Genomic DNA, 22,361 nt, shown 5'->3' on the forward strand with positions numbered 1-22,361 from the left:
CGCCGTCGCGACGGCGGGGCGGGGCGGTGATGCGGCGCGCCGGGGGCGGGTCAGGGCAGAAGGCCGAGCAGCCGCGCCCGGGCCACGGACTCCATCCGCGACCGCGTCCCCAGCTTGGTGCCGATGTTGCGCAGGTACGCCTTGATCGTCTCCGGCGAGAGCGACAACCGTGCGCCCACCTCCGCGTTGGACAGCCCCAGCGCCACCTGGGCGAGGACGTCGATCTCCCGGGGCGAGAGCACCGACTTCGCGGAGGCCGGCACCTCGCCGACGTCAGGCGAGCGCCCGACCCCGGCGAGAGCCGACCCCGCGGCCAACAGCCTGTCCCGCAGCGCCGGGTCGCCCAGCTCCGCGGCGATCGCGCGCAGCTCACCGTGCAGCACCCGCAGTTGCTCACGATCCGAGGCCTCCAGGCCGACGGTGTGCTCAGCGGCGGCGACATCGGCCATGCGCAGGCGACGGTCGACCTCGTCGCGGACCCGGAACTCCGAGGCCAGCTCGGCGGCCACCGAGTTGAAGGTCTTCGTCACGTGGTCGCCGAGCTGCGTGGCCACGCGCGCCGAGCCGTAGAGGATCGTGCGCGCGACGCCCGAGACCATCACCGGGACCGAGATGATGGCCCGCAGGCCCTCCTGTCCGACCGCCTCGGCGTAGTGCCGGGTGATCCCGGAGCAGTCCTCGTAGTCGCGGACCGTCGCGGGCCGCCCGGACGCCATGACATGACCGCCGAGCCCGCGCCCCTTGGCCACCTGCAGACCCTGCATCGAGGTGGTCCGGGCACCGATGAACCGGCTGAGCTGGGCGGTCTCGCCGTTCCCCTCCCCCGCGAAGACGATCGGGAGCCCGGATTCCTGACGGGCCCTGCGCAGTGCGCCCAGGACGGCGTCCGAATCACTCGGCCGGAGGGTGGTCATGGCAACTCTCCTCGTACTGACGGGTCAGCTCCGCGCGGAGTCGCGGATGCTGGTGATGATCGCACTGAAGTCCTTGTCGCCGTTGTCCTGCGCGAACTCGTCGTACAGTGCCGCGGCCGCCGCGCCGAGCGGCGCCACGGTCCCGGTGCTCTCCAGCGCGGCCAGCGCCAGGCCCAGATCCTTGTTCATCAGTGCGGTGGCGAAGCCGGGCTTGAACTCGTTGTTCGCCGGAGAGGTCGGGACCGGGCCGGGCACCGGGCAGTTGGTGTGCAGCGCCCAGCTGTTCCCGGTCGCGCCGGTGACGACGTCGAACAGCGCCTGGTGCTCGAGCCCCAGCCGCTCGGCCAGGACGAACGCCTCACCGATCGCGATCTGGTGCACGGCCAGGACCATGTTGTTGCAGACCTTCGCGGCCTGGCCCGCACCGGCACCGCCGCAGTGGATCACCTTGCCCGCCATCGGCTCGAGGACCGGCTGCGCGGCCGCGAACGCCTCGTCCTCGCCACCGACCATGAACGCCAGGGTGCCGGCGGTGGCGCCCTTGACCCCGCCCGAGACGGGGGCGTCCACCTGGAGCATCCCGGCCGACACCGCCTGCTCGTGGACCGCGCGGGCGTCGTCGACCGAGATGGTGGACGAGTCGATGAACAGCGTGCCCGCTTCGGCGGAACCGAGCACGTCAGCGTAGGTCGAGGTCACCAGCTCACCGTTGGGCAGCATCGTGATGACCACGGCGGCGCCCTGCACCGCCTCGGCCGGCGACCCGCACACCGTCACCCCGGCTTCGCGGGCGGTCTGCTGCGCGGCCTCGACCGGATCGAAGCCGCGGACCTCGTGACCGGCGCCGACCAGATTGGCGGCCATCGGCCCGCCCATGTTGCCCAGTCCGAGGAACGCCACGGTCGGCTTGCTCGTGTCCACGTTGCTCATCTACTACGCTCCCAGTCCGCGAGCGGCGACGGCCCGGCCGACGACGACACGCATGATCTCGTTCGTGCCTTCAAGGATGCGGTGGACCCGCAGATCCCGCACGATCTTCTCGATTCCGTACTCGGATAGATATCCGTAACCGCCGAACAGCTGCAGCGACCGGTCCGCGATGTCGAAGCAGCGGTCGGTGACGAACAGCTTGGCCATGGCGCACAGTTCGACGTGGTCGGGCTCCTTGGCGTCCAGCGCCGCCGCCGCCCGCCACAACATCAGCCGGCTGGCCTCCAGCTCGGTGGCCAGCTCCGCGAGGGTGAAACGGATGGTCGGCTCGTCGATGAGCGCCCCACCGAACGCCTCGCGGTCCCGCACGTGGGCCACCGCCCGCGCATAGGCCTCCTGCGCGCCGCCCAGCGAACAGGCCGCGATGTTGATGCGGCCGCCGTTGAGTCCGCGCATGGCGATGGTGAAGCCTAGCCCCTCCCCGCCGGAGTCCGCGCCGCCGATGAGGTTGGCGGCCGGCACGCGCACGCCGTCCATGATCACCTGCGCGGTGGGCTGCGCGTTCCAGCCCATCTTCCGCTCGTCCGCGCCGAAGCTCAGCCCCTCGGAGTCCGCGGGGACCAGGAACGCCGAGATGCCCTTGGGGCCGGCGTCCCCGGTCCGCGCCATGACGAGGTAGACGTCCGACTGCCCGCCACCGGAGATGAACTGCTTGGTCCCGGTGAGCACGTAGTGGTCGCCGTCCCGCACCGCCTTCGTCCGCAGCGCCGCCGCGTCCGAACCGGCGCCCGGCTCGGTCAGGCAGTAGCTCGCGAACAGCTCCATCGAGGCCAGCCGCGGGATCCACTCCTGCCGCTGCTCGTCCGTGCCGAACTCGTCGACCATCCACACGCACATGTTGTGGATCGACAGGTACGCCGCCACCGACGGACACCCCCGCGCGAGCTGCTCGAAGATGCGGACACCGTCCAGGCGACGCATCCCGCTGCCCCCGACGTCCTCCGAGACATAGATCGCGCCCATGCCCATCCCGGCGGCCTCGCGCAGGACGTCCTTGGGGAAGTGGTGGGTCTCGTCCCACTCCTGCGCCATGGGCCCGACCCGCTTGTCCGAGAAGTCGCGTGCGGCGTCGACGATGACCTTGTCGTCGTCATCAAGCGTGAACATAGAAGTTCCTCTCCTACGCCCGGTAGGCGTCAGTCCATGGTGGGGATGACGAACTCGGCGCCGTCCTTGATCCCCGAGGGCCACCGCTGCGTGACCGTCTTGACCTTGGAGTAGAACTTGATCGACTCCGGGCCGTGCTGGTTGAGGTCGCCGAAGCCGGACTTCTTCCAGCCGCCGAAGGTGTGGTACGCGATCGGCACCGGGATCGGCACGTTGACGCCGACCATGCCCACCTCGACGCGGGAGACGAACTCGCGGGCCGCGTCACCGTCACGGGTGAAGATGGCCACGCCGTTGCCGTACTCGTGGTCGCTGGGCAGCGCGAGGGCCTCCTCGAAGTCCTTGGCGTGGACGATGGACAGCACCGGGCCGAAGATCTCGTCGGTGTACACGCTCATGTCGGTCGTGACCTTGTCCAGCAGCGTCGGCCCGACGAAGTAGCCGCCCGAGACGTCCTCGCCGTTGAAGGAGTCCGTGTAGGCGCCCACGCCGCGGCCGTCGACGAGCACCTCCGCGCCCGCATCGGCGCCCTGGGAGATGTAGTCCAGCACGCGCTCCTTGGACTCCGGGGTCACCAGCGGGCCGTAGTCGGACTGCGGGTCGTGGCTGTGGCCGACCTTCAGCTCCTTGACCTTGGGCAGGAGCTTCTCGATCAGCTTCTCGGCGGTGCCCTCGCCGACCGGCACGGCCACCGAGATGGCCATGCAGCGCTCACCGGCCGAGCCGAAACCGGCCCCGACGAGGGCGTCAGCGACCTGGTCCATGTCGGCGTCCGGCATGATGATCGCGTGGTTCTTGGCGCCACCGAAGCACTGCGCGCGCTTGCCCGTGCGGGCCGCGTTCTCGTAGATGTACTGCGCGATCGGGGTCGAGCCGACGAAGCCCACCGCCTGGATCGTGTCGTTGTTCAGGATGGCGTCCACGGCCTCCTTGTCGCCGTGCACCACCTGGAAGATGCCGTCCGGCAGACCGGCCTCGGTGAACAGCTCCGCGAGGCGGACCGGCACCGACGGGTCGCGCTCGGAGGGCTTGAGGACGAACGCGTTGCCGCACGCGATGGCCGGGCCGGCCTTCCACAGCGGGATCATGGCCGGGAAGTTGAACGGCGTGATGCCGGCGACCACGCCGAGCGGCTGGCGCATGGAATAGACGTCCACGCCGGTGCCGGCGTTCTCGGTGTACTCACCCTTGAGCAGGTGCGGGATGCCGATCGCGAACTCGATGACCTCGAGGCCGCGCTGGATGTCGCCCTTCGCGTCCGGGGTCGTCTTGCCGTGCTCGATCGCCAGCAGCTCCGCGAGCTCCTGCATGTTCTGGTTGACCAGGTCGACGAACCGCATGAGCACGCGGGCACGCTTCTGCGGGTTCTGCGCGGCCCACGCCTTCTGCGCGGCGGCGGCCTTGGCGATGACGTCGTCGACCTCGGCCGTCGTGGCCAGCGGCACGACCGCCTGCGCCTTCCCCGTGCTCGGGTTGAGCACCTCCTGGGTGCGGCCGCCCGTGGCCGCGACGCGCGCGCCGTTGATGTAGTGCTCGACCTGCCTGAGATCCGACATGACCGTCCCTTCGTCAGCGGGGTCGCCTGGGCCGGGTTGCCGAGCGCCCCTCTCCCGTGATGTCCATCACCCTATACTTGCAACTCCTAGTAATCCATATCGGGGCGCCACCCGGGCTCGCACCCTCCCCTTTCGGGTGTACCGCCACCGCGGACGACGGACCTACTGTGAGCTGACTCACTACACAACTGGCACGTCCGTCGACAGGAGTACCCATGTCCCCGCTGCCCACCGAGGCCACCGTCCGGTTCCGCGCCGCCCGCGACTTCCTCCAGGCCCACGCGCAGGACTACGAGGGGGCCCGGGACGGTTTCGCCTGGCCCGAGCTGGACGAGTGGAACTGGGCGCTGAACTGGTTCGACGTCCAGGCCGAGGGCAACGACGATCCCGCGCTGTGGATCGTCGAGGAGCACGACGGTGGCGGTGCACCCACCGAGGCCAAGTACTCGTTCGACGAGATGCGCATCCGTTCCGACCGCACCGCCAACTGGCTCCGCGACCACGGAGTGGAGCCCGGCGACCGCATCCTGCTCATGCTGGCCAACCAGGTGGAGCTGTGGGACGTCATGCTCGCGGCGATCAAGCTCGGCGCCGTCGTCATCCCCGCGACCACCCTGCTGGCCGAGGGTGACCTGCGCGACCGGATCGCCCGCGGTGGCATCAAGCACGTGATCGCCCGCGCCGAACTGGCCGACCGCTTCTCCGCCATCTCCGGCGCCTACCAGCGCATCTCCGTCGGCGGGGCCGACGTGAGTGGCGCCGTCGGCGGGGCCGATGTGGGTGACGCCGTCGGCGGGGCGCCCGAGGGCTGGATCGATCTGGCCGGCGCGATGGACGCCTCCCCCGACTTCGAGCCCAGCCACACCACGCACGCCGACGACACCCTGCTGCTGTACTTCACCTCCGGCACGACCAGCAAGCCCAAGCTCGTCGAGCACACGCACGCCTCGTACCCCGCCGGTCACCTGTCGACCATGTACTGGATCGGCCTGCAGCCCGGTGACGTCCACCTCAACGTCTCCTCGCCCGGCTGGGCCAAGCACGCCTGGTCCAACGTCTTCACCCCGTGGATCGCCGGCTCGTGCGTGTTCATCTACAACTACTCGCGCTTCGACGCGACGGCGATGATGCGCGAGATGGACCGCTGCGGTGTGACCAGCCTGTGCTGCCCGCCGACCGTGTGGCGCATGCTCATCCAGGCCGACCTCACCCAGCTGCAGGTCCCGCCCCGCCTCGCGGTGGGCGCCGGTGAGCCGCTCAACCCGGAGGTCATCGGCCGCGTCCGCGACGCGTGGGGCGTGACCATCCGCGACGGCTTCGGCCAGACCGAGACCACCGTGCAGATCGCCAACACCCCCGGCCAGCCCATCAAGGACGGCTCCATGGGCCGGCCGTGCCCGGGCTTCGAGGTGGCGCTGGTGGACCCGGCCACGGGGCAGGAGGTCACCGGCGACGGGGCCGAGGGTGAGATCTGCCTGCGCCTCGACCCGCGGCCGCTCGGCCTGATGGTCGGCTACCACGGCGACCCCGAGCGGACCGCCGCCGCGTACGCAGACGGTTTCTACCACACGGGCGACGTGGGCTCCCGGGACGCGGACGGCTACATCACCTACGTGGGCCGCACCGACGACGTCTTCAAGTCCTCGGACTACCGGATCTCGCCCTTCGAGCTCGAGTCGGTCCTGCTCGAGCACCCGGCCGTGGCCGAGGCCGCCGTGGTGCCCTCCCCCGACCCGGTGCGCTTGAGCGTGCCCAAGGCGTTCGTCGTCCTGGCCGGGGACTGGGAGCCGAACGAGGACACGGCGCGGGAGATCTTCGAGTACTCGCGCACCCACCTGGCCGGCTACAAGCGGATCCGCCGGCTGCAGTTCACGGACCTGCCCAAGACCATCTCGGGCAAGATCCGGCGCGTCGAGCTGCGCAGGGCCGAGGTCGACAACGGCCCGTCGGTGGACTTCCCGGGCGAGTTCCGCGAGGAGGCGCTGCGCTGACGGCGACGACGACGAGGTGAGCGCGGCGCCCGCCACGCAGTTCGCGGCGGGGGCGCGACGGGCGCGTACCGACGGTGCTCACGCCCGGACGAGGCCGTCGATCTCCTCCGGCGTCCACGGTGGGTTGTCGTGGAAGTCGCGGTACGCGAGGATCTGCGCCTCGGGGGTCGGGAACCGGCCGATGAACCCACCGGATCCGGCGAACACGCCCCCGGTGACGCCGTCGGACAGCTCCGAGACCAGATAGGTGTAGAGGGGTGCCACGTACTCGGGCCCCGCCGGGTCGAGCGCGCCGGCCACGCTGAGCTCGTCGAGCATGCCCCGTCGCCCGAGCTCGCGGATCTGCTCCTCGTAGCCGTCACCGCTGGACAATCGTGTCCGGGCGCCCGGGCAGACGACGTTGGCCCGGATCCCGTGCTCGGCCAGTTCCGCGGCCATCGCCATGGTCAGCGACGTCACCGCGCCTTTGCCGGCCGGGTAGCCGGTGCCGCCGTAGTCCCCCTTCCACGCGAACGACGACGTGGTGACGATCGCTCCCGATCCCGCCTCCACCAGGTGCGGGGCGAACACCCGGCACGGGGCGAACACGGTCCCGAGGTGGGCGTCCATGAGGTCGGCGAACTCGGAGTGGGAGACCGTGAGGATCGAGGAACCGGCGGGTTCGGCCACCCCGGCGCAGGTGATGAGTCCGCGAACGACCGACTCCCCCTCGCGGGCGCGCGCGAGCATCTCCTCGGCGACCTCGGGCTCGTGCGCGGGTCCGACCACCCCTGCGATCCGGCCGGTCGATCGCTCGGAGAGGTCGTCGACCTGCTCGGCCAGCGCCGTCGCGTCCCGTCCGTTGAGCACCACGTCCGCGCCGCGGGCGGCGAGGTCTTCGGCCACCGCGGCACCGATCCCCCGGGAGGAGCCGGTGACGGCGACGGCCCGGCCGTCCAGCCGGGGCCCCGGGGCCCGGCCGCCCTCTCGCGTCATGACCGCGAGCCCACCGTGTCGGCGCGGCGATCATGGACGGGGTCGCGGTCGGCGAGGACCCGCTTGGCCCAGCCGTAGTCGGTCTTGCTGCTGGGGTGACGCTCGATCTTCTCGACCACCCAGAAGGCGACGGGGATCTTGAAACCCGCCAGTGACGCGCGCAGGGCCTGCTCGAGGGCGTCGAAGTCCCCCACATGGCCCTCGGCCCACTCGATCACGGCACCGACACGGTGCCCGAATCGCTCGTCGGGTACTCCCAGTGCCACCGCGTCCTGCACACCCTCGGCGGCCTTGAGCGCGGACTCGACCTCTTCGGCGAAGATCTTCTCCCCGCCGGAGTTGATGACCTGGCTGCCGCGGCCGAGCATGATGATGCTGTCCGGGCCGTCGTACCGGCCCCGGTCCCCCGTGAAGACCCGCCGGCTGCCCGCGATCTCGCGGAAGGTCTCGGCGGACTTAACCTCGTCCTTGTAGTAGCCGCTGGGCTGGTAGCCGGACTTGACGATCCACCCGATCTCCGTGGAGTCGTCGGGCAGCGGCTCGTCGAAGTCGTCGACCAGCTGCAGGTTGGCGCCCCGCGGGATGCGGGGACCGCGGTCGGCGAACAGCGAACCGTCGTCCAGGTTGGCCTTGGTCGCGACCCCCAGCCCGCCGAAGCCGCTCTCGGACGACCCGAACGCGTCCATGATCATGAGATCGGGACGCAGCTCGAGCAGCTCGGCCTTGACCGACGGGGACAACAGCGCGGCCCCGGAGCTGACCATGAACACGCTCGAGGTGTCCACGCCGGTCTCGCGCATGTGCGCGAGCATCGGCCGCACCATGGCGTCGCCGGCGACGATCACGATCTGGATCTTCTCGCTGACGATCTCCTCCAGGACGTCCGCGGCCCGGAAGTGCGGCAGGTAGTGACACGTACCGCCGGAGAACAAGGCCGTGAAGCTGGGCATGAGCCCGGAGGTGTGGATGAGCGGCAGCAGCACGAGGTAGCGCGCCGGGTCACCGCCCAGTCCGGAGCGGGACTGGTGGAACTCGTCGGGCACCGGCTCGCCGGTGTAGTAGTCGGCGCCACCGGCCAGGCTCCGCCACAGGTCCTCCTGGCGCCACATCACCCCCTTCGGCTTCCCGGTGGTGCCGCCGGTGAAGACCAGGAACAGGTCGTCGCCGCTGCGGTCGGCCGGGACCCGCTCCGGGGAGGCCGCCGCGAGGGCCTCCCTGGCGTCGAGCGCACCGACGGGCAGGTCTCCGGCTCCGGAGCCGTCGTCCACCGCGATGAGGAGCCGCAGCTTCTCCAGACCGTCCGCTGCCGCCGCCACGGCCGGCGCGAACTCGCGGTGGAAGACCAGCGCGCACGCGTCAGAGTAGTCGTAGAGGTACCGCAGTTCGGATCCCGCGTAGCGGTAGTTGATGCTGATGGGGACCGCGCGGAGCTTGAGGACGCCGACGAAGAGCGCGATGCAGTCGACACCGTTGCGCAGGTGGATCGCCACGTGCGCCCCCGCACCCACCCCTCGCGAGGCGAGGACGTCGGCCCACCGGTTGGCCTCGGAGTCCAGGTCGGCGTAGGTGAGGCGACGCTCGTCCTCGACCACCGCCAGACGGTCGCTCCCGTACGCGTCCGCCGCGTGCTCGAACAGGTCTGCGAAGTTGTGTGCCATGACTGGTCCTCCGGGGTGTGACGGCGGGTCGGGCTCAGACGGGGGTGATGGGGAGCGCGTTCCGCTTGGGGCCGAAGTCGAAGGCCGCACCGGTGCTGATGCGGGTCACGGCCACCTCCTCGGACTCCTCCGCGGGCCGGTCCCCCAACCGCAGGACGGCCTCGACACGCGAGCCGTCGGTGGGGACGCGCTCGACCGTCCAGTGCGGGTCCACCGCCTGGGCCGCGGCGGCGAGCGGCCGGAGACCGTCGCGGGCGAGCAGGGGTAGCCAGGTGTCGTCGGCGAACCCGTCCGCGGCCGTGTCCCACCGGACGGTCAGCCCGGTGCCGTCGGAGGTCACCTCGGACGAGTACCCGGTGTACGCGGTCGGGCCGGCGAGCGGGTGCACGTCGAGAACCGCCGCGAGCCCGGGGGCGTCCGCGGCGACGCCCAGGACGTCCCGGATCCGTCCCGCGGCGACACCGGCGATCCCGGTGGCCTGGTAAGCGAGCAACCGGTCGGCGACCTCGGCGTCCGAGCGACGCCGGACCGACTGGTGGAATCCCACGGCGAGCAGGTGCATCTGGAGGTAGACCTCGCGGATGATCCTGATGAGTGCGGCGGAGGTGAACTCCGTGAAGACCAGGTCGCTGAGCAGCGGCCCGGCGTAGTCGTCGCGGTCACCCTCCCCCGTGGTGTCGCGGGGTGCCGGCGGGTCGAACCGGAACCCGACCACGCGGCTCGACGCCGACTCCACCGCCGGTTCAGGGAACGGGAACGGCTCCCCGTCGGGATCGATCCGCACCCGCCAGTGGCAGTGCGGCGTCCGGCCCTCGGGACTGCGGGGCGGACGATGGATCGGCTCGACTACGGCCAGCGGGTTGGTCGCCAGGGCGGTGGCGGGGAACGTGGGGTCCTCGATGTCGTGACACATCGTCGTGACCAGGCGATCCCCCATCGGCTCGACGTCCATGAGCGCGCCACAGTGGTCGAGCCAGAACTCACCGTTGTCGTGGTCGCTCACGGAGTAGCGGAAGTCCATGAACTCGGGCGGCGCACCCACATCGAGCTGGAACCCCTTGAAGATCTCGGCGACCCCGTCGCCGGTGATGGACAGCGCCTCTTTCATCCGCTTCGCGTAGTGCGGGCTGGCGGCCTGCCACTCCTCGATCGCGACGTCGCGCATGCCGTCGACGCCGAACTCGCCGAGGAGGGCCGGCATCCCGGCCCGGTCGATGAGCTGTCCGATGAGGAGCAGGTCCGGCAGGAGCCGGGCGAGTGTCGGGTGGGACAGGGCCTCGAGCGGATCGGGACGCGCTGCGGGCTCCGGCGGCGGCGTGGGCGTCGACGACATGGGACTCAGACCTCGTCCGGAGCCGAGACCGGCCACAGCGGGGCCGGGCTGTCCTCGATGCGGTACCACCCGGCCGGCTTGCCCCCGGCGCCCTCGAAGCGCTTCTTCATGGACGGCGTCAACGCGTCCGCCTCGTACATGCGCATCATCAGGTCCACGACGTTGCCGAAGTCGAAGAAGTCGCGCTGCCAGGCCCACTGCTGGTTGCCGTTGTAGAGGAACCACGACCCACCCAGACCGTGCACCTCGTAGGGCTCGCCGGTCTTCGGGTCGACGGTGTCACGGGCGATCTGCTTCCACAGACACAGCACGTCGCCGGTCTCGGGGTCGATGATCGTGCGGATGTAGGGGTACTCCCAGCCGTCCAGCCCCTCCATCTCCTGGCCGAGGGCGATGTCGCGGATCTCGTCACGGCCGACGGCCATGAAGTCGTCCTTGGTGCCGTAGTTCCAGCCGTAGGTCGCGTCCTCGGCGAAGAACTCGGCGAGGGGCTTCCAGTCCCTGTTGCGCTCACATTCGGCGTTGGCCTCGATCCATCGGTCGACGAACTCGGCGATCTCGGCGCGGTCGAAACGGGTCACGTCATTCACTCCTGGGTGTGGGTTCCGGAGGACCCGGGTCCGGCGTTCGCCGGTCCGGGGTCTCGTCGCCGGATGTTCTGGTTGAGGTTCTGCTTCCGGGGCGGTCAGTCCCCGACCAGGCGCAGGGCCTGGGTCGGGCAGTACTTCACGGCGTCTCTGACCGCGTCGATCTGGTCCTCGGGGATCTCGCCCCGCTTCGCGCGCGCCTTGGCTTCCGCGCCCTTGCCGACGGTGAACCAGTCCGGGGCCTCGGCCTGGCATTCGGCGTGGCCCTGACACAGGTCGAAGTCGACCTCCACCCGCATCACAGCACCCGCTTCCGATAGCGGACCTTGCAGGGCTGGGCCAGCTGGACGACCATCTTCGAGTGGTCGTTGTGGTAGCTCTTTTCGGGCTGCGCGAGCTCGAACTCGTACTCCCGGAGCAGGACCGAGAAGATGGCCTTGATCTGCAGCTGGGCGAACGCCGCGCCCACGCAGCGGTGCCGGCCGGCACCGAACGGGATCCACGTCCAGCGGTTGACGATGTCCTCCTGCCTCGGCTCGAAGTAGCGGTCCGGGTCGAAGGAGTCGGCGTCAGGGAAGTCCTCCGGGAGCCGGTTGGACACCGCCGGCGAGGCGGCGACGGTCTGGCCGGCCCGGACCACGAAGTCGTCGATCTTGACGTCCTCCTGCGCGACCCGCATGAGGATGATGAGCGGCGGGTGCAGCCGCAGGGTCTCCTTAAGCGCGTTCTCGACCTTCGGCATCTGGCGGAGCGCGCCGAAGCTGTACTCGGCCCCGTCGGCGTAGATCTCGTCGAGCTCGGCGAGGACCTGCTCCATGTACTCCGGGTGGCGCAGGAGCTCGATGAGCATCCAGGCGCTGGTGCCCGACGTGGTGTGGTGGCCGGCGAACATCATGGAGATGAAGATCCCGGTCACCTCGTTAGGCGTGAACCGGTGGGTGCCGTCCTCGTTCCTGATCGACACCAACACGTCGAGGAGGTCCCGGTCCTCCTTGTCCGCCGGCGGGTTCGCGATCCGCTCGTCCATGATCGCCGAGACGAGCTCCACCAGACCTTCGCGGGCGGCGTCCCGGCGACGGAACGACTCGATGTCGGCGTACGGGTCGATGTACGCGTGGGGGTCGGTCCCCTGCTCGAGATCGTGGTACAGGTGCGCGAACCGGGCGTCGAGCTGTTCGCGGAACTTCGGCCCGATGAGGCATGCCGACGAGGTGTAGATGGTCAGCTCGGAGAACCACTCGAGCAGATCGATCTCGCCCTCGTCACCCCAGTCGGCGATCATCCGCTCGACCTCGCGCGGGATGGTGACCGCGTGCTGACGCATGTGCTCCCCGCGCAGGGCGGTGTTGTGCAGCATCTCCGACCGCCGCTCCGGGCTGGCGTCGAACACGACGCCCTCCCCGAACACGGGCGTCATGAACGGGTAGGCGGCCGCCTGGTCCAGCGACTCGTCCGGCGCGCGGAAGAACGCCTCGTTTGCGGCCGCCCCGGACGCGAGGCAGATGTCGCGGTCGGCGATCCGGAAGATCCCCAGCTCGCCGCACTCCTCTCGGACCCGCCAGAACAGGCTGATGGGATCGGTCCGGAGCTCATCCATGTGGCCGAGCTCGCCCTCGCCCCCGGACACGCGGGTCGGCTCTTTCAGGGTCGAGAAGTCGACCGGGGTCTCTGTGCTGGTCACGAGTAGTCCTCCTCGATGGGGGCTTCCGGCTGGATCTCCAGCTCGGTGATCTGGGCGCCTCGGGGCATCGACACCATGGCGGCGACTCCCCTGGCGAGGTCGGCGGGCTTACACATCCGTGGGTGTCGGCCGAAGCCGTGCCTGACCCATTCGTTGATGACGGCCTCGGCGGTGTCCTGGTCGAACTCGGTACCCATCTCGGTCATCACCGGGCCCGGGCGGACGACGCCGAGCCGGACGCCCGTGCCCTCGAGTTCCCGGCGGGCCTGCTTGGCCATCGTCTCCAGGCCGGCCTTGGCGGCGACGTACGCGCCCGAACGGGGCCGGGCGGTGTAGGCGACGTCAGAGCCGATGAGCACGACGTCCCCGCGGCGGCGCCCGATCATCCCGGGCAGCACAGCGTGCAGCAGCCTGTGGACGGCGAGAAGGTGGATGTCCACCTGGGCGGCGAAATCCTCCGGGGACAGTTCCCAGACCCGGGCCATCTTGAGCGTCCCGGCGCTGGAGACCAGCACCTCGGGCGCCCCGTAGGCGTCGGTGGCCGCGGTGACGAACCCGGCGACGGAGTCGGCGTCGGTGACGTCGACCGCGCGCGCTGTCGCCACACCGCCGGCCTCGCGGATGGACCGGACGAGGTCGTCGAGACGGTCGGCACGGCGCGCGCCGACGACGACCGGGTGGCCGAGTGCCGCGAGGGCCTCGGCGGACGCGCGGCCGATGCCCGAGGAGGCCCCGGTGACCAGCGCGGGCCGGCCCGTGACCTCGGGGTGGGGCGGGAACCTCAGGCTCATCGCCGGGCCACCTCGACGCGCATCGGCAGGTGGGCGAACCCGCGGACGTTGGAGGAGTGCACACGCTGGGCACCCGGTAGCAGTTCGTACCCGGTGATCGACCGCGAGATCATGTCGAGCGCGATGCGCCCCTCGAGGCGGGCCAGGTGCGCACCCAGGCAGAAGTGCGGACCCTGCCCGAAACTCAGACTCGCCGAGGTGTCGCGGGCCAGGTCGAACGTGTCGCCGCGCTCGAACACCTCCTCGTCGCGGTTGGCGGAGCCGATGAGCAGCAGCACCTTCTGGTCAGCGGGGATCGTCACGCCCCGGACGGCGGTCTCCTGCGTCGTGGTGCGCAGGACCAGCTGGCTGGAGGTGTCGAACCGCAGCGTCTCCTCCACCCAGGCCGGGGCGAGCTCGGGGTCGTCGAGCACCGCGCGCGACTGATCCGGGTTCTCGTGGCCCCAGAACAGCGCGTTGGCCAGCAGCTTGGTGGTGGTCTCGTTCCCGGCGACCACCATGAGGAAGAGGAAGGACAGGATCTCGTCCTCGTCGAGCCTCTCGCCGTCGATCTCGGCGTCCAGCAACGCGGAGGTGAGGTCCTCGGTCCGCACCCGCCGACGCTCGGCGACCATGCCCTGGTAGTAGGTGATCAGGTCGAGCGCGGCGACCATCGACTCCTGCGGGACGTCCTCGACGCCCTCCTCGCGGTGCATGACCAGATCGGCCAGGCGGCGCAGCTCGGCGCGGTCGGCCTCCGGGACCCCCATGAGGTCCGAGATGACGTCCATGGGCAGCTTGCCCGCGTAGTCGTCGACGAAGTCGAACGCCTCACCGTCGCGGGACCGTGCCAGACACTCGTCCCAGTACTGGCGCGAGATGGCCGCGATCTGATCCGACAGCGCGTCGACGCGGCGGGAGGTGAACCCCTTGCTCACGAGCTTGCGCAGCCGGGCGTGCCGCGGATCGTCCATCGCGAGGAAGGACATCGTCTTGTAGGCGTGCGGACCGTAGGCCGCCGGGTCCAGTGAGACGCCCTTGGCGTTGGAGAACACGTCCGGTGCCCGGAACGCCTCCCGCACGTCGGCGTGCCTGCTCAGGGCCCAGAACCCCAACTCCGCGTTGTGGTAGACGGGCGCCTCGGCGCGGAGACGGGCGTAGTACGGATACGGGTCCTCGTGGACCGCGTAGTCGTACGGGCTGAACACGAGTGGGGCGGGAGCGCTGGTGGTCATGGCCGGTGTCACCTCAGGATCAGTCGAGCTGCGGATTCGATCGCGTCTGCCATGTCCGAGTAGGAGCCGTAGCCCATCCCCGCCCGGACGAGTGCGCCGGCGTAGACCATCTCCAGCGCACTGACGACCTCGTCGTCGTTCTCCTCCCCCAGCGCCGCCACGAGGCGACGGCGGATGTCCGCGCCGATCCGGATGCGCAGGTGGGACACCTCCGGGTCGTCACCCAACAGCGCGGCGGTGACCGCCGACGACAGCCCGGGCTCGTCGGCCAGGAGCATCGCCACGTCGCGCAGGACGGCGACCACCCTGTCGGCGGTGGAGCCGCCCTCGGGTCGCTCGGTCACGTGCTCGCTCAGCCGCCGCCAGAACACCTCCGCGATGAGATGGCCCTTGGAGGAGAAGTAGGTGTACGCGGTCGCCGGGGCGACCCCCGCCCTGGCGGCGACACCGCGCACGGCCAGGCCCCCCGGGCCCTTCTCGCGCAGCACTTCGACCGCCGCGGTGGTGAGACGGTCGACGGTCTCGGCCTGCTGGCCGTTGAGCCTGCGCCGCGTCGATTCGAACCGGAGATCACTGGACATGTGTCTGGACAATACACCACCGCCGGACTACCGTCTAGACAGCTGTCCACCCGACCGACGACCACTCATCCCGACGGAAGGCTCACCGTGACGACGAGCATCACCGACACCGCCCCCCTCCTCATCGGCGGCGAGCTCCGCCCCGCCACCAGCGGCGCCTCGTTCGACGTGCTCAACCCGGCCACCGAAGAGGTCATCGGCCGGGCCGCGGACGCGGGACGCGAGGACATGGACGCGGCCATCGCCGCCGCGCGGACCGCCTTCGACGCCACCGACTGGTCCACCGACCACGCGTTCCGCGCGCGGTGCCTGCGCCAACTGCGCGACGCGTTGCAGGACCAGATCGAGGAGCTGCGGGCGCTCACCATCGCCGAGGTCGGCGCGCCCCGGATGTTCACCGCCGGCCCGCAGCTCGAGGGCCCCGTGGCGGACCTCGGTTGGCTGGCCGACCTCGTGGACTCGTACCAGTGGGTCACCGAGCTGGGCGAGTCCGAGATCATGGGCGTGCGCTCGAACCGGTCCACCCGCCGCGAGGCGATCGGTGTGGTCGGCGCCATCACACCGTGGAACTTCCCCAATCAGATCAATCTCGCCAAGATCGGCCCTGCCCTGGCCGCCGGCTGCACGGTAGTTCTCAAGCCCGCGCCGGACACCCCGCTCATCGCGGCCGCGGTGGCCCGGATCGCCGCCGAGCGCACGGACATCCCCGCCGGCGTGCTCAACGTGGTCACCGGCACCGACCACGGGCTCGGCGCGCAGCTGGTCGAGGACCCGAGGGTCGACCTCATCTCCTTCACCGGCTCCACGGCGACCGGCAAGAAGATCATGGCGGCCGCCGCCGAGACGCTGAAGAAGGTCTTCCTCGAGCTCGGCGGGAAGTCGGCGTCGGTCGTGCTCGATGACGCCGACCTCGGAACCGCCTGCTTCATGACCGCCCTCAACGCCTGCACCCACGCCGGCCAGGGGTGCGCGCTCACCACCCGGCTCGTCGTGCCGCGGGCCAGGTACGACGAGGCGATCGAGGCCGCCAAGGGGGCCATGGCCTCGTTCGCCCCGAAGGACCCGAACGACCCCGGCGCGTTCTGCGGCCCGGTCATCTCCGCCGCGCAGCGTGAGCGCGTCGAGGGCTACATCGAGCTGGCCAGGCAGGAGGGCGGGACCATCGAGACCGGCGGCGGCCGCCCCTCCGACCCCGACAAGGCCCGCGGCTTCTGGGTCGAGCCCACGCTCATCTCCGGCCTCGACAACTCTGCTCGCGTGGCGCAGGAGGAGATCTTCGGCCCCGTCCTGGTCGTCATCCCCCACGACGGTGACGACGACGCGATCCGGATCGCCAACGACTCGCCCTACGGCCTGTCCGGCGCGGTGTGGGGCACGGACCCCGAGCGTGTCGAGAAGGTCGTCGCCGGCATCCGCACCGGGACGCTCGGGGTCAACGGCGGGCAGTGGTACGGCGCCGACGTGCCCTTCGGCGGCTACAAGGAGTCCGGCATCGGCCGCGAGATGGGGCGCGAGGGCTTCGAGGAGTACCTCGAGATCAAGTCCGTCGCCACCCCGGCCTGACCGGCCACCACCGCACACCACCTACAGGAAGAGACACAGACGACATGGGACGTTTCGACGTGAAGACCGCCATCGTGACCGGGGCCGCCGGCGGCATCGGGGAGGAGTACGCCAAGGCGCTGGCCGCCGAGGGCGCGAACGTGGTGGTGGCCGACGTCGCGGCCGACGGCGGCGAGCGCGTCGCCGCCGAGATCACCGAGGCCGGCGGCCAGGCGTTCTTCCAGCACACCGATGTCTCCGACCCGGACTCGGCGAACGCCTGCGCCGACGCGGCGGTCGAGAGGTTCGGCCAACTCGACCTCCTGGTCAACAACGCCGCGATCTTCGGCGGGATGAAGCTCGACTTCCTCATCACCGTCCCGTGGGACTACTACGAGAAGTTCATGTCCGTGAATCTCAACGGGCAGTTGCTCATGGTCCGCGCGTGCTGGGAGAAGATGGCCGCCGCCGGTGGCGGCGCGATCGTCAACCAGTCCTCCACCGCGGCCTGGCTGTACTCGGGCTTCTACGGCCTGGCCAAGGTCGGCGTCAACGGCCTCACGCAGCAGCTGGCCACCGAGCTGGGCGGCTCCAACATCCGGATCAACGCGATCGCTCCCGGCCCGATCGACACCGAGGCGAACCGCTCGTCGACGCCGCAGTCGATGGTCAAGGAGATGGTCGACAAGTTGCCCCTCAAGCGCATGGGCCAGCCGGAGGACCTGGTGGGCATGCTGCTGTTCCTGCTGTCGGACGAGGCGTCGTGGATCACCGGGCAGATCTTCAACGTCGACGGCGGACAGGTTATTAGATCGTGAGCGAGCATCCGGTCATGAGCGCGCATCCTGACCCGAGCGACCCGGCCGGCATGAGCGGGCACGCCGACTCCGCACAGATCGGCCCCGGCCTGCCCGATGACTCCCCCGCCCCGGTCGGTTTCATCGGCCTGGGCAACATGGGCGCGCCCATCGCCAAGCGCCTCCTGGCCTGGCCCGGCGGCCTGGTGGTGTGCGACGTGCGCGCCGAGGCCACCGAGCCGTTCGTCGCCGAGGGTGCCACCGCGGTCGCGACCGGCGCCGAGGTCGCGCGTACGGCGCGGCTCGTGTCCGTGACGGTGCTCGACGACGCCCAGGTCCGCGAGGTCGTCGACGGCCCCGACGGGATCCTGCGGACGGCCGCGCCCGGCACCGTGATCGCCGTGCACTCCACCATCTCCGACTCCACGGCCGTGGAGCTGGCCGAGCTCTGCGCGGCGAACGGCGTGCACCTGGTGGACGCGCCGGTCTCGGGTGGCGCGCAGGGCGCGGAGTCCGGTCAGCTGGCGGTGATGGTCGGTGGACCGAGGGAGGTCTACGAGGCGTGCAAGCCGGCCTTCGCGCTGTGGGCGGGGATGCCTGTGCACGCCGGCGAGGTGGGAGCGGGCACGAGGATGAAGCTCGCGCGGAACCTCCTGCACTTCATCTCCTTCACCGCGACCGCCGAGGCGTCCCGGCTGGCCGAGGCCGCCGGCATCGACATCGCCGAGCTGGGACGCGTGGTGCGCCACACCGACGCCATCACCGGCGGCGCCGGCGCGGTGATGCTCCGCGAGACGACCGCGCCGATCGCCCCCGACGACTTCTGGCACGGCGTGTTCACCCACGTCCGGGCGCTGGGCGAGAAGGACTTGTCCCTGGCGTTGGCGCTGGGTGACCGCCTGGGCGTGGACCTGCCGCTCGGGGACATCGCCCTGCGGGACCTGGGCTCCGGGTTCGGCGTGGGACCGGGCGAGATCGCGCGCGCGGCCGCCGGTGCCCGCACAGGAGGGCGCGAGGACCACGATGACGACGACGACGAGGAATTGTAGATGAGCGAGGCCGCAGACACCGGGATGAGCCCGGAACGCACGCACGGACTGGCCATGATGACCGAGGTGTACGGCTTCGAGATGTCCGACGGGCCGGGTGACTACTTCGCGGAGACGGCCGACCACCTCTTCGGCCGGATCTGGTCCCGCCCCGGCCTGACGCACCGCGACCGCCGCCTGCTGCTGCTGGGTGCGCTCACGGCGCAGGGCAACACCGACGTCGCCGACATCCAGGTGGGCGCCGCGCTGGGCAACGGCGAGCTGACTGCGGAGGAGCTCGAGGAGATCGTGCTCTTCCTCTGCTACTACGCGGGCTGGCCCAACGGCACCAAACTGGGCAACGTGGTGGGTCCCCACGTCGCGCGCGCCCGCAAGGCCGCCCGCCGCGCCGAGGGCTGAGGGGTGGGCGCTAGGTTGACAGTCATGACCGCACCCGAGATCGAACCCTCGCTGCTCGCCGTCGCACTCGCGGCCCCCGGCTTCATGCCACTGGAGGAGGGCACGACTCTCTACGAGATCGCCTGCGAGTACCTGGGCGACGGCGTGGGCGTGGAGATCGGCACCTACTGCGGCCGCTCGACGGTGTTCCTCGGCGCGGCCGCGCGCGTGACCGGCGGCAGCATCGTCACCGTCGACCACCACCGCGGGTCGGAGGAGCACCAGCCGGGCTGGGAGTACCACGACACCTCGCTCGTCGACCCGCACACCGGGCGCCTGGAGACCCTGGTCGCCTTCCGTCACACCATGTGGGACGCGGGTCTGGACGAGGTGGTGACCGCCGCGGTGGGCAGCTCCCGGCAGGTCGCCCGGGTGTGGGGCACTCCCGCGTCGTTCGTCTTCATCGACGGCGGCCACTCCTCCGAGGCCGCGCAGGCCGACTACTCCGGCTGGGCCCCGTGGGTGAAGATCGGCGGAGCGCTGCTCATCCACGACGTGTTCCCGAACCCCGAGGACGGCGGTCGCCCGCCGTACGAGATCTACTGCCGTGCCCTGGAGTCCGGGCAGTTCACCGAGGTGGCCGCCGTGGACTCGCTGCGTGTCCTGCGCCGGGACTCCGGCGAGGTCGGCGCGCCGATGCCCTGACCAGGGGTCACACGGCCCAGCGGCCGCCCGCGTTCCACGCGTCACCGGAGCCCGGGCGGCCGCGGCGTGTGTGCAGGAACCGCCCCACCACGGCGGCCCCGAGGTCGTCGACTTCCGGCGCCACCACGGTGCCCTCGACCCGCCGGGCCAGCGCGTCGAGGAACCGCGAGAGGCCGGGGTCCGCGCCCAGGCGGAAGAACGTGGTCTGCGCGCCGAACCGGGCGACCCTGTCGAGTTCGTCGACGGTCGTGCGGATGGTGTCCGGGTCCGGCGGGTAGGCGAACCAGGGTTCGCCGCCACTGAGCAGGTGCGCGGTGGGTTCGCCGTCGGTGACGATGAGCAGGACCGGTTGCATGGTCGGGTGCTCGCGGAAGAAGCGCCCCGCCAGGAGCAGCGCGTGGTGCAGGTTCGTCCCGGCCTCGTACTGGGCGTCCAGTGACAACAGTGACTCGATCGTGCGGGACTGGGCGAACCGCCCGAACGAGATGAGCTGGAGCCGGTCCTGCCGGAAGCGGGTGCTCACCAGATGATGCAGGGCGAGCGCGGTGCGTTTCATCGGCACCCAGCGGCCCTCCATCGCCATGGAGAACGAGGTGTCCACGAGCAGCGCGACCGCGGCCTGCGTCCGGGCCTCGGTCTCGCGGACCTCGATGTCCTCGGGCAGGAGCCGGACCCCGCCGGCGGGGTCACCGCCCTCGGCGGCGATGCGGGAGATCGCGTTGCCGATCGTCCGCGGCACGTCCCACGACTCGACGTCGCCGAACTCCCACGCCCGGCTCGACCCCGTCTGGTCGCCCGCCGCCCCCGATGCGCGGGTCTCCCGCGCGCCCGAGCGGCCGGACAGCCGGCGGGCGGCGTCCCGCAGCAGCGACCTGCCCAGTTTGCGGAGCGCGGCCGGGGACAGTCGCAGGTCGCCGTCCGACCGGCGGCTGAGGTAGCCCGAGTCCCGCATGGCCTGCTCGAGACGGGCCAGGGTCTGGACGGACACCGCCGCCTCGCGGCCGAGGGTGCGGGCGACGGCCTCCAGATCCAGTTCGGACAGCGGCGACCGGTCGCTGCGGGACAGCTGCTCGGCCAGGCGGTCGAGGTCGCCGAGTTCGGCCATCGCGGCCGTCCCCTCGGACATGCCCAGCCCCTCGGAGCCCTCGAAGTCCTCGGAGCCGTCCCAGTTCTCCCCGGGTCGCAGTGTCTGCAGTAATCCGTCGAGTCTGCCGAGCTGCTCGGAGAGCTCGGGGGAGCCGAACGCCTGCTGCGACAGGGCCATGAGCTCCTCCCGCTGCTCCGGGGTCATCGAGCGCATCATCCGCTGCGCTGCGGCCGAGCGCTTGGCGAGGGTGTCGATGAGCTCGTCGACGTTCTGCGGCTGCTCGGGGAACGCATCACCGTGTTTGTCCATGAACTCGCGGAAGTCCTCGTCGGTGTCCTCCCCGCGGGCGTGCTTGTCCAGCAGGTCGGTGAGGTCGGAGAGCATCTCGGACACCGCCGCCCGGTCGGCGTCGGTGGTGTTCTCCAGCGCCTGCCTCATGCCGGCGAACCGCGCGTCGAGGGCCTCGGCACCCAGCAGGTCCTGGATCCGCTTGTACGCCTCGCGGGCGTCGGGCGAGGCCCAGTCGTAGTCTTTGAGTTCCCCCACCGCGGCCGCCGGGCTGTCGGGGAGGTTCTCGATGGTCATCTCCCGCAGGGTGCGGTCCATGGGGTCCATCTCGGTGTCACGGGCGAGCTGCCCGCGTTCGGCGAGCAGCGCCTCGTCGAGCAGCTTGGACACCTCGTCGAGGGTGCCGCCCAGTCGGTGGCGCTTCAGCAGTTCACGCCGCCGGCGGTGGACGCGCCCGGCGAGCTCGTCGAGCCCGGTGTGGTCGCGGCCGCCGGAGCGCAGGAACTCGCGCATCGACTGCTCGGGCGAGTAGCCGGCCATGACGCCCTCGGACACCGCGTCGAGTGCCTCGGACAGGTCGAGCGGGGGCGCGAGCGGGTCCGGCCCGCCGACGTAGCGTCCGTAGCGGGCGCGGGGTTCTGGTCGCGACATCGCGCACCTCCTGCTCCGGCGGCCGCGTGGCCACCGGGGCGTGTCAGCCGTAGACGGCGGCGCCGTCCCCGGTCTCCTTGGACAGGCGCCGCGAGAGGTACAGCCCCTCCAGCGCCAGCTCGATCGCACCGGCCCGCTGGCCGGCGTTGGTGGCGCCGACCCGGTCGGCGATCTCGTCGTACAGCCCCGGTACGGACAGCTCGGGCAGTGCGGCCAGGAACTCGGCGGCCGTGACACTCGCCCCCGTGGTCAGGGTCACCGAGCCGTCGAACGCCTCGACGAGCGGGGCCATGTCGATGCCGCGGAAGAGCCCGCGCACCACGTCCACGGTCGCGGTGCGGAGCAGGTACCGCAGGATCTCGGATTCGCGCCCCTCCTCGCCGGGTTCGAACTCGATCTTGCCGCGCAGGACCTCCACGGCGGCGTCGAGGTCCACGAGCCGGGCCACCGCTTCGCCGGGGTCGTCGGCCCCGCGGACGGCGGCCC

Annotated in this window: 20 protein-coding genes and 1 pseudogene; 6 read left to right on the top strand and 15 right to left on the bottom strand. The window is 70.9% G+C overall.

The window, feature by feature from the left end; translation table 11 throughout:
* Positions 1-50: 50 nt before the first annotated feature.
* Genes HMPREF3086_RS14625 through HMPREF3086_RS14640 form a run of 4 tightly spaced genes read right to left on the bottom strand, consistent with a single transcriptional unit; the run spans position 51 to position 4,567 of the window.
* A complete protein-coding gene (locus HMPREF3086_RS14625) occupies positions 51-914 on the bottom strand; it encodes a LuxR C-terminal-related transcriptional regulator (RefSeq protein ID WP_070722606.1) in 864 nt (287 codons plus the stop codon).
* Positions 915-938: 24 nt separating this feature from the next.
* Complete coding sequence (gene mmsB, locus HMPREF3086_RS14630) at positions 939-1,844, bottom strand: 3-hydroxyisobutyrate dehydrogenase (RefSeq protein WP_070722608.1); 906 nt, start codon at positions 1,842-1,844, stop codon at positions 939-941.
* 3 nt (positions 1,845-1,847) lie between these two features.
* Positions 1,848-3,011, bottom strand: a complete 1,164-nt coding sequence (locus tag HMPREF3086_RS14635; RefSeq protein WP_070722610.1) for an acyl-CoA dehydrogenase family protein — start codon at positions 3,009-3,011, stop codon at positions 1,848-1,850.
* A gap of 29 nt (positions 3,012-3,040) precedes the next feature.
* Positions 3,041-4,567: a CoA-acylating methylmalonate-semialdehyde dehydrogenase gene (locus HMPREF3086_RS14640; protein ID WP_070722612.1), complete on the bottom strand. Its 1,527-nt coding sequence runs from the start codon at positions 4,565-4,567 to the stop codon at positions 3,041-3,043.
* 215 nt (positions 4,568-4,782) lie between these two features.
* Between HMPREF3086_RS14640 and HMPREF3086_RS14645 the strand changes: the two genes are divergently transcribed.
* Positions 4,783-6,558: an AMP-binding protein gene (locus HMPREF3086_RS14645; protein ID WP_070722614.1), complete on the top strand. Its 1,776-nt coding sequence runs from the start codon at positions 4,783-4,785 to the stop codon at positions 6,556-6,558.
* Positions 6,559-6,636: 78 nt separating this feature from the next.
* Here the strand turns inward: HMPREF3086_RS14645 and HMPREF3086_RS14650 are convergent, their stop codons facing one another.
* The 9 genes from HMPREF3086_RS14650 to HMPREF3086_RS14690 all read right to left on the bottom strand — a co-directional run bounded on the left by HMPREF3086_RS14650 (position 6,637) and on the right by HMPREF3086_RS14690 (position 15,378).
* Positions 6,637-7,533, bottom strand: coding sequence for an SDR family NAD(P)-dependent oxidoreductase (locus HMPREF3086_RS14650; protein ID WP_070722616.1), 897 nt, complete (start codon positions 7,531-7,533; stop codon positions 6,637-6,639).
* A complete protein-coding gene (locus HMPREF3086_RS14655; protein WP_070722617.1) occupies positions 7,530-9,191 on the bottom strand; it encodes an AMP-binding protein in 1,662 nt (553 codons plus the stop codon). The genes HMPREF3086_RS14650 and HMPREF3086_RS14655 overlap by 4 nt, the downstream gene beginning before the upstream one ends.
* Before the next feature lie 34 nt (positions 9,192-9,225).
* The gene (locus tag HMPREF3086_RS14660; RefSeq protein ID WP_070722621.1) at positions 9,226-10,524 is read right to left on the bottom strand and encodes a hypothetical protein; all 1,299 of its coding nucleotides are present in this window, start codon (positions 10,522-10,524) and stop codon (positions 9,226-9,228) included.
* Between the two features lie 5 nt (positions 10,525-10,529).
* Positions 10,530-11,105, bottom strand: coding sequence for a nuclear transport factor 2-like protein (locus HMPREF3086_RS14665; RefSeq protein ID WP_070722624.1), 576 nt, complete (start codon positions 11,103-11,105; stop codon positions 10,530-10,532).
* 104 nt (positions 11,106-11,209) lie between these two features.
* Positions 11,210-11,410 carry a ferredoxin gene (locus tag HMPREF3086_RS14670; protein ID WP_043568100.1) on the bottom strand — a complete coding sequence of 67 codons (201 nt, stop codon included), beginning with the start codon at positions 11,408-11,410 and terminating at the stop codon, positions 11,210-11,212.
* Positions 11,410-12,708 (bottom strand): cytochrome P450, encoded by a 1,299-nt coding sequence (locus HMPREF3086_RS14675; RefSeq protein ID WP_070722642.1) that lies wholly within the window; start codon positions 12,706-12,708, stop codon positions 11,410-11,412. Before HMPREF3086_RS14675 ends, HMPREF3086_RS14670 begins: the two co-directional genes overlap by 1 nt.
* An 80-nt stretch (positions 12,709-12,788) precedes the next feature.
* Positions 12,789-13,583, bottom strand: a complete 795-nt coding sequence (locus HMPREF3086_RS14680; RefSeq protein ID WP_070722628.1) for an SDR family oxidoreductase — start codon at positions 13,581-13,583, stop codon at positions 12,789-12,791.
* The gene (locus HMPREF3086_RS14685) at positions 13,580-14,797 is read right to left on the bottom strand and encodes a cytochrome P450 (protein WP_070722630.1); all 1,218 of its coding nucleotides are present in this window, start codon (positions 14,795-14,797) and stop codon (positions 13,580-13,582) included. Before HMPREF3086_RS14685 ends, HMPREF3086_RS14680 begins: the two co-directional genes overlap by 4 nt.
* A gap of 8 nt (positions 14,798-14,805) precedes the next feature.
* The gene (locus HMPREF3086_RS14690; protein ID WP_070722632.1) at positions 14,806-15,378 is read right to left on the bottom strand and encodes a TetR/AcrR family transcriptional regulator; all 573 of its coding nucleotides are present in this window, start codon (positions 15,376-15,378) and stop codon (positions 14,806-14,808) included.
* 87 nt (positions 15,379-15,465) lie between these two features.
* On the opposite strand from HMPREF3086_RS14690, the gene HMPREF3086_RS14695 reads away from it, so the two are divergent.
* Genes HMPREF3086_RS14695 through HMPREF3086_RS14715 form a run of 5 tightly spaced genes read left to right on the top strand, consistent with a single transcriptional unit; the run spans position 15,466 to position 19,849 of the window.
* Positions 15,466-16,941: an aldehyde dehydrogenase gene (locus tag HMPREF3086_RS14695; RefSeq protein ID WP_070722633.1), complete on the top strand. Its 1,476-nt coding sequence runs from the start codon at positions 15,466-15,468 to the stop codon at positions 16,939-16,941.
* Positions 16,942-16,985: 44 nt separating this feature from the next.
* Positions 16,986-17,738, top strand: a complete 753-nt coding sequence (locus HMPREF3086_RS14700; RefSeq protein ID WP_070722636.1) for an SDR family oxidoreductase — start codon at positions 16,986-16,988, stop codon at positions 17,736-17,738.
* A gap of 14 nt (positions 17,739-17,752) precedes the next feature.
* Positions 17,753-18,766 (top strand): NAD(P)-dependent oxidoreductase, encoded by a 1,014-nt coding sequence (locus HMPREF3086_RS14705; RefSeq protein WP_246831010.1) that lies wholly within the window; start codon positions 17,753-17,755, stop codon positions 18,764-18,766.
* Positions 18,767-19,165, top strand: coding sequence for a carboxymuconolactone decarboxylase family protein (locus HMPREF3086_RS14710; protein WP_371441676.1), 399 nt, complete (start codon positions 18,767-18,769; stop codon positions 19,163-19,165).
* A 24-nt stretch (positions 19,166-19,189) separates the two neighbouring features.
* A complete protein-coding gene (locus tag HMPREF3086_RS14715) occupies positions 19,190-19,849 on the top strand; it encodes a class I SAM-dependent methyltransferase (protein WP_007631668.1) in 660 nt (219 codons plus the stop codon).
* Positions 19,850-19,856: 7 nt separating this feature from the next.
* On the opposite strand, the gene HMPREF3086_RS14720 is transcribed toward HMPREF3086_RS14715, so the two are convergent.
* Together HMPREF3086_RS14720 and HMPREF3086_RS14725 are read right to left on the bottom strand one after the other, a co-directional pair.
* Entirely contained in the window at positions 19,857-21,875 is a 2,019-nt protein-coding gene (locus tag HMPREF3086_RS14720) for a vWA domain-containing protein (protein ID WP_070722640.1), read from the bottom strand.
* Positions 21,876-21,918: 43 nt separating this feature from the next.
* Positions 21,919-22,361 (bottom strand): annotated as a pseudogene (locus HMPREF3086_RS14725) (magnesium chelatase); the annotation flags it as partial.

The sequence above is a fragment of the Dietzia sp. HMSC21D01 genome, assembly GCF_001815995.1.
GTDB classification, from domain to species: Bacteria; Actinomycetota; Actinomycetes; order Mycobacteriales; family Mycobacteriaceae; genus Dietzia; species Dietzia cinnamea.

Excerpts from the sequence above, each read along its gene's own strand:
- HMPREF3086_RS14625 (WP_070722606.1), bottom strand. The coding sequence starts at position 914 with ATGACCACCCTCCGGCCGAGTGATTCGGACGCCGTCCTGGGCGCACTG.
- mmsB (WP_070722608.1), bottom strand. The coding sequence starts at position 1,844 with ATGAGCAACGTGGACACGAGCAAGCCGACCGTGGCGTTCCTCGGACTG.
- HMPREF3086_RS14635 (WP_070722610.1), bottom strand. The coding sequence starts at position 3,011 with ATGTTCACGCTTGATGACGACGACAAGGTCATCGTCGACGCCGCACGC.
- HMPREF3086_RS14640 (WP_070722612.1), bottom strand. The coding sequence starts at position 4,567 with ATGTCGGATCTCAGGCAGGTCGAGCACTACATCAACGGCGCGCGCGTC.
- HMPREF3086_RS14645 (WP_070722614.1), top strand. The coding sequence starts at position 4,783 with ATGTCCCCGCTGCCCACCGAGGCCACCGTCCGGTTCCGCGCCGCCCGC.
- HMPREF3086_RS14650 (WP_070722616.1), bottom strand. The coding sequence starts at position 7,533 with ATGACGCGAGAGGGCGGCCGGGCCCCGGGGCCCCGGCTGGACGGCCGG.
- HMPREF3086_RS14655 (WP_070722617.1), bottom strand. The coding sequence starts at position 9,191 with ATGGCACACAACTTCGCAGACCTGTTCGAGCACGCGGCGGACGCGTAC.
- HMPREF3086_RS14660 (WP_070722621.1), bottom strand. The coding sequence starts at position 10,524 with ATGTCGTCGACGCCCACGCCGCCGCCGGAGCCCGCAGCGCGTCCCGAT.
- HMPREF3086_RS14670 (WP_043568100.1), bottom strand. The coding sequence starts at position 11,410 with ATGCGGGTGGAGGTCGACTTCGACCTGTGTCAGGGCCACGCCGAATGC.
- HMPREF3086_RS14675 (WP_070722642.1), bottom strand. The coding sequence starts at position 12,708 with ATGGATGAGCTCCGGACCGATCCCATCAGCCTGTTCTGGCGGGTCCGA.
- HMPREF3086_RS14680 (WP_070722628.1), bottom strand. The coding sequence starts at position 13,583 with ATGAGCCTGAGGTTCCCGCCCCACCCCGAGGTCACGGGCCGGCCCGCG.
- HMPREF3086_RS14685 (WP_070722630.1), bottom strand. The coding sequence starts at position 14,797 with ATGACCACCAGCGCTCCCGCCCCACTCGTGTTCAGCCCGTACGACTAC.
- HMPREF3086_RS14690 (WP_070722632.1), bottom strand. The coding sequence starts at position 15,378 with ATGTCCAGTGATCTCCGGTTCGAATCGACGCGGCGCAGGCTCAACGGC.
- HMPREF3086_RS14700 (WP_070722636.1), top strand. The coding sequence starts at position 16,986 with ATGGGACGTTTCGACGTGAAGACCGCCATCGTGACCGGGGCCGCCGGC.
- HMPREF3086_RS14705 (WP_246831010.1), top strand. The coding sequence starts at position 17,753 with ATGAGCGCGCATCCTGACCCGAGCGACCCGGCCGGCATGAGCGGGCAC.
- HMPREF3086_RS14710 (WP_371441676.1), top strand. The coding sequence starts at position 18,767 with ATGAGCGAGGCCGCAGACACCGGGATGAGCCCGGAACGCACGCACGGA.
- HMPREF3086_RS14715 (WP_007631668.1), top strand. The coding sequence starts at position 19,190 with ATGACCGCACCCGAGATCGAACCCTCGCTGCTCGCCGTCGCACTCGCG.
- HMPREF3086_RS14720 (WP_070722640.1), bottom strand. The coding sequence starts at position 21,875 with ATGTCGCGACCAGAACCCCGCGCCCGCTACGGACGCTACGTCGGCGGG.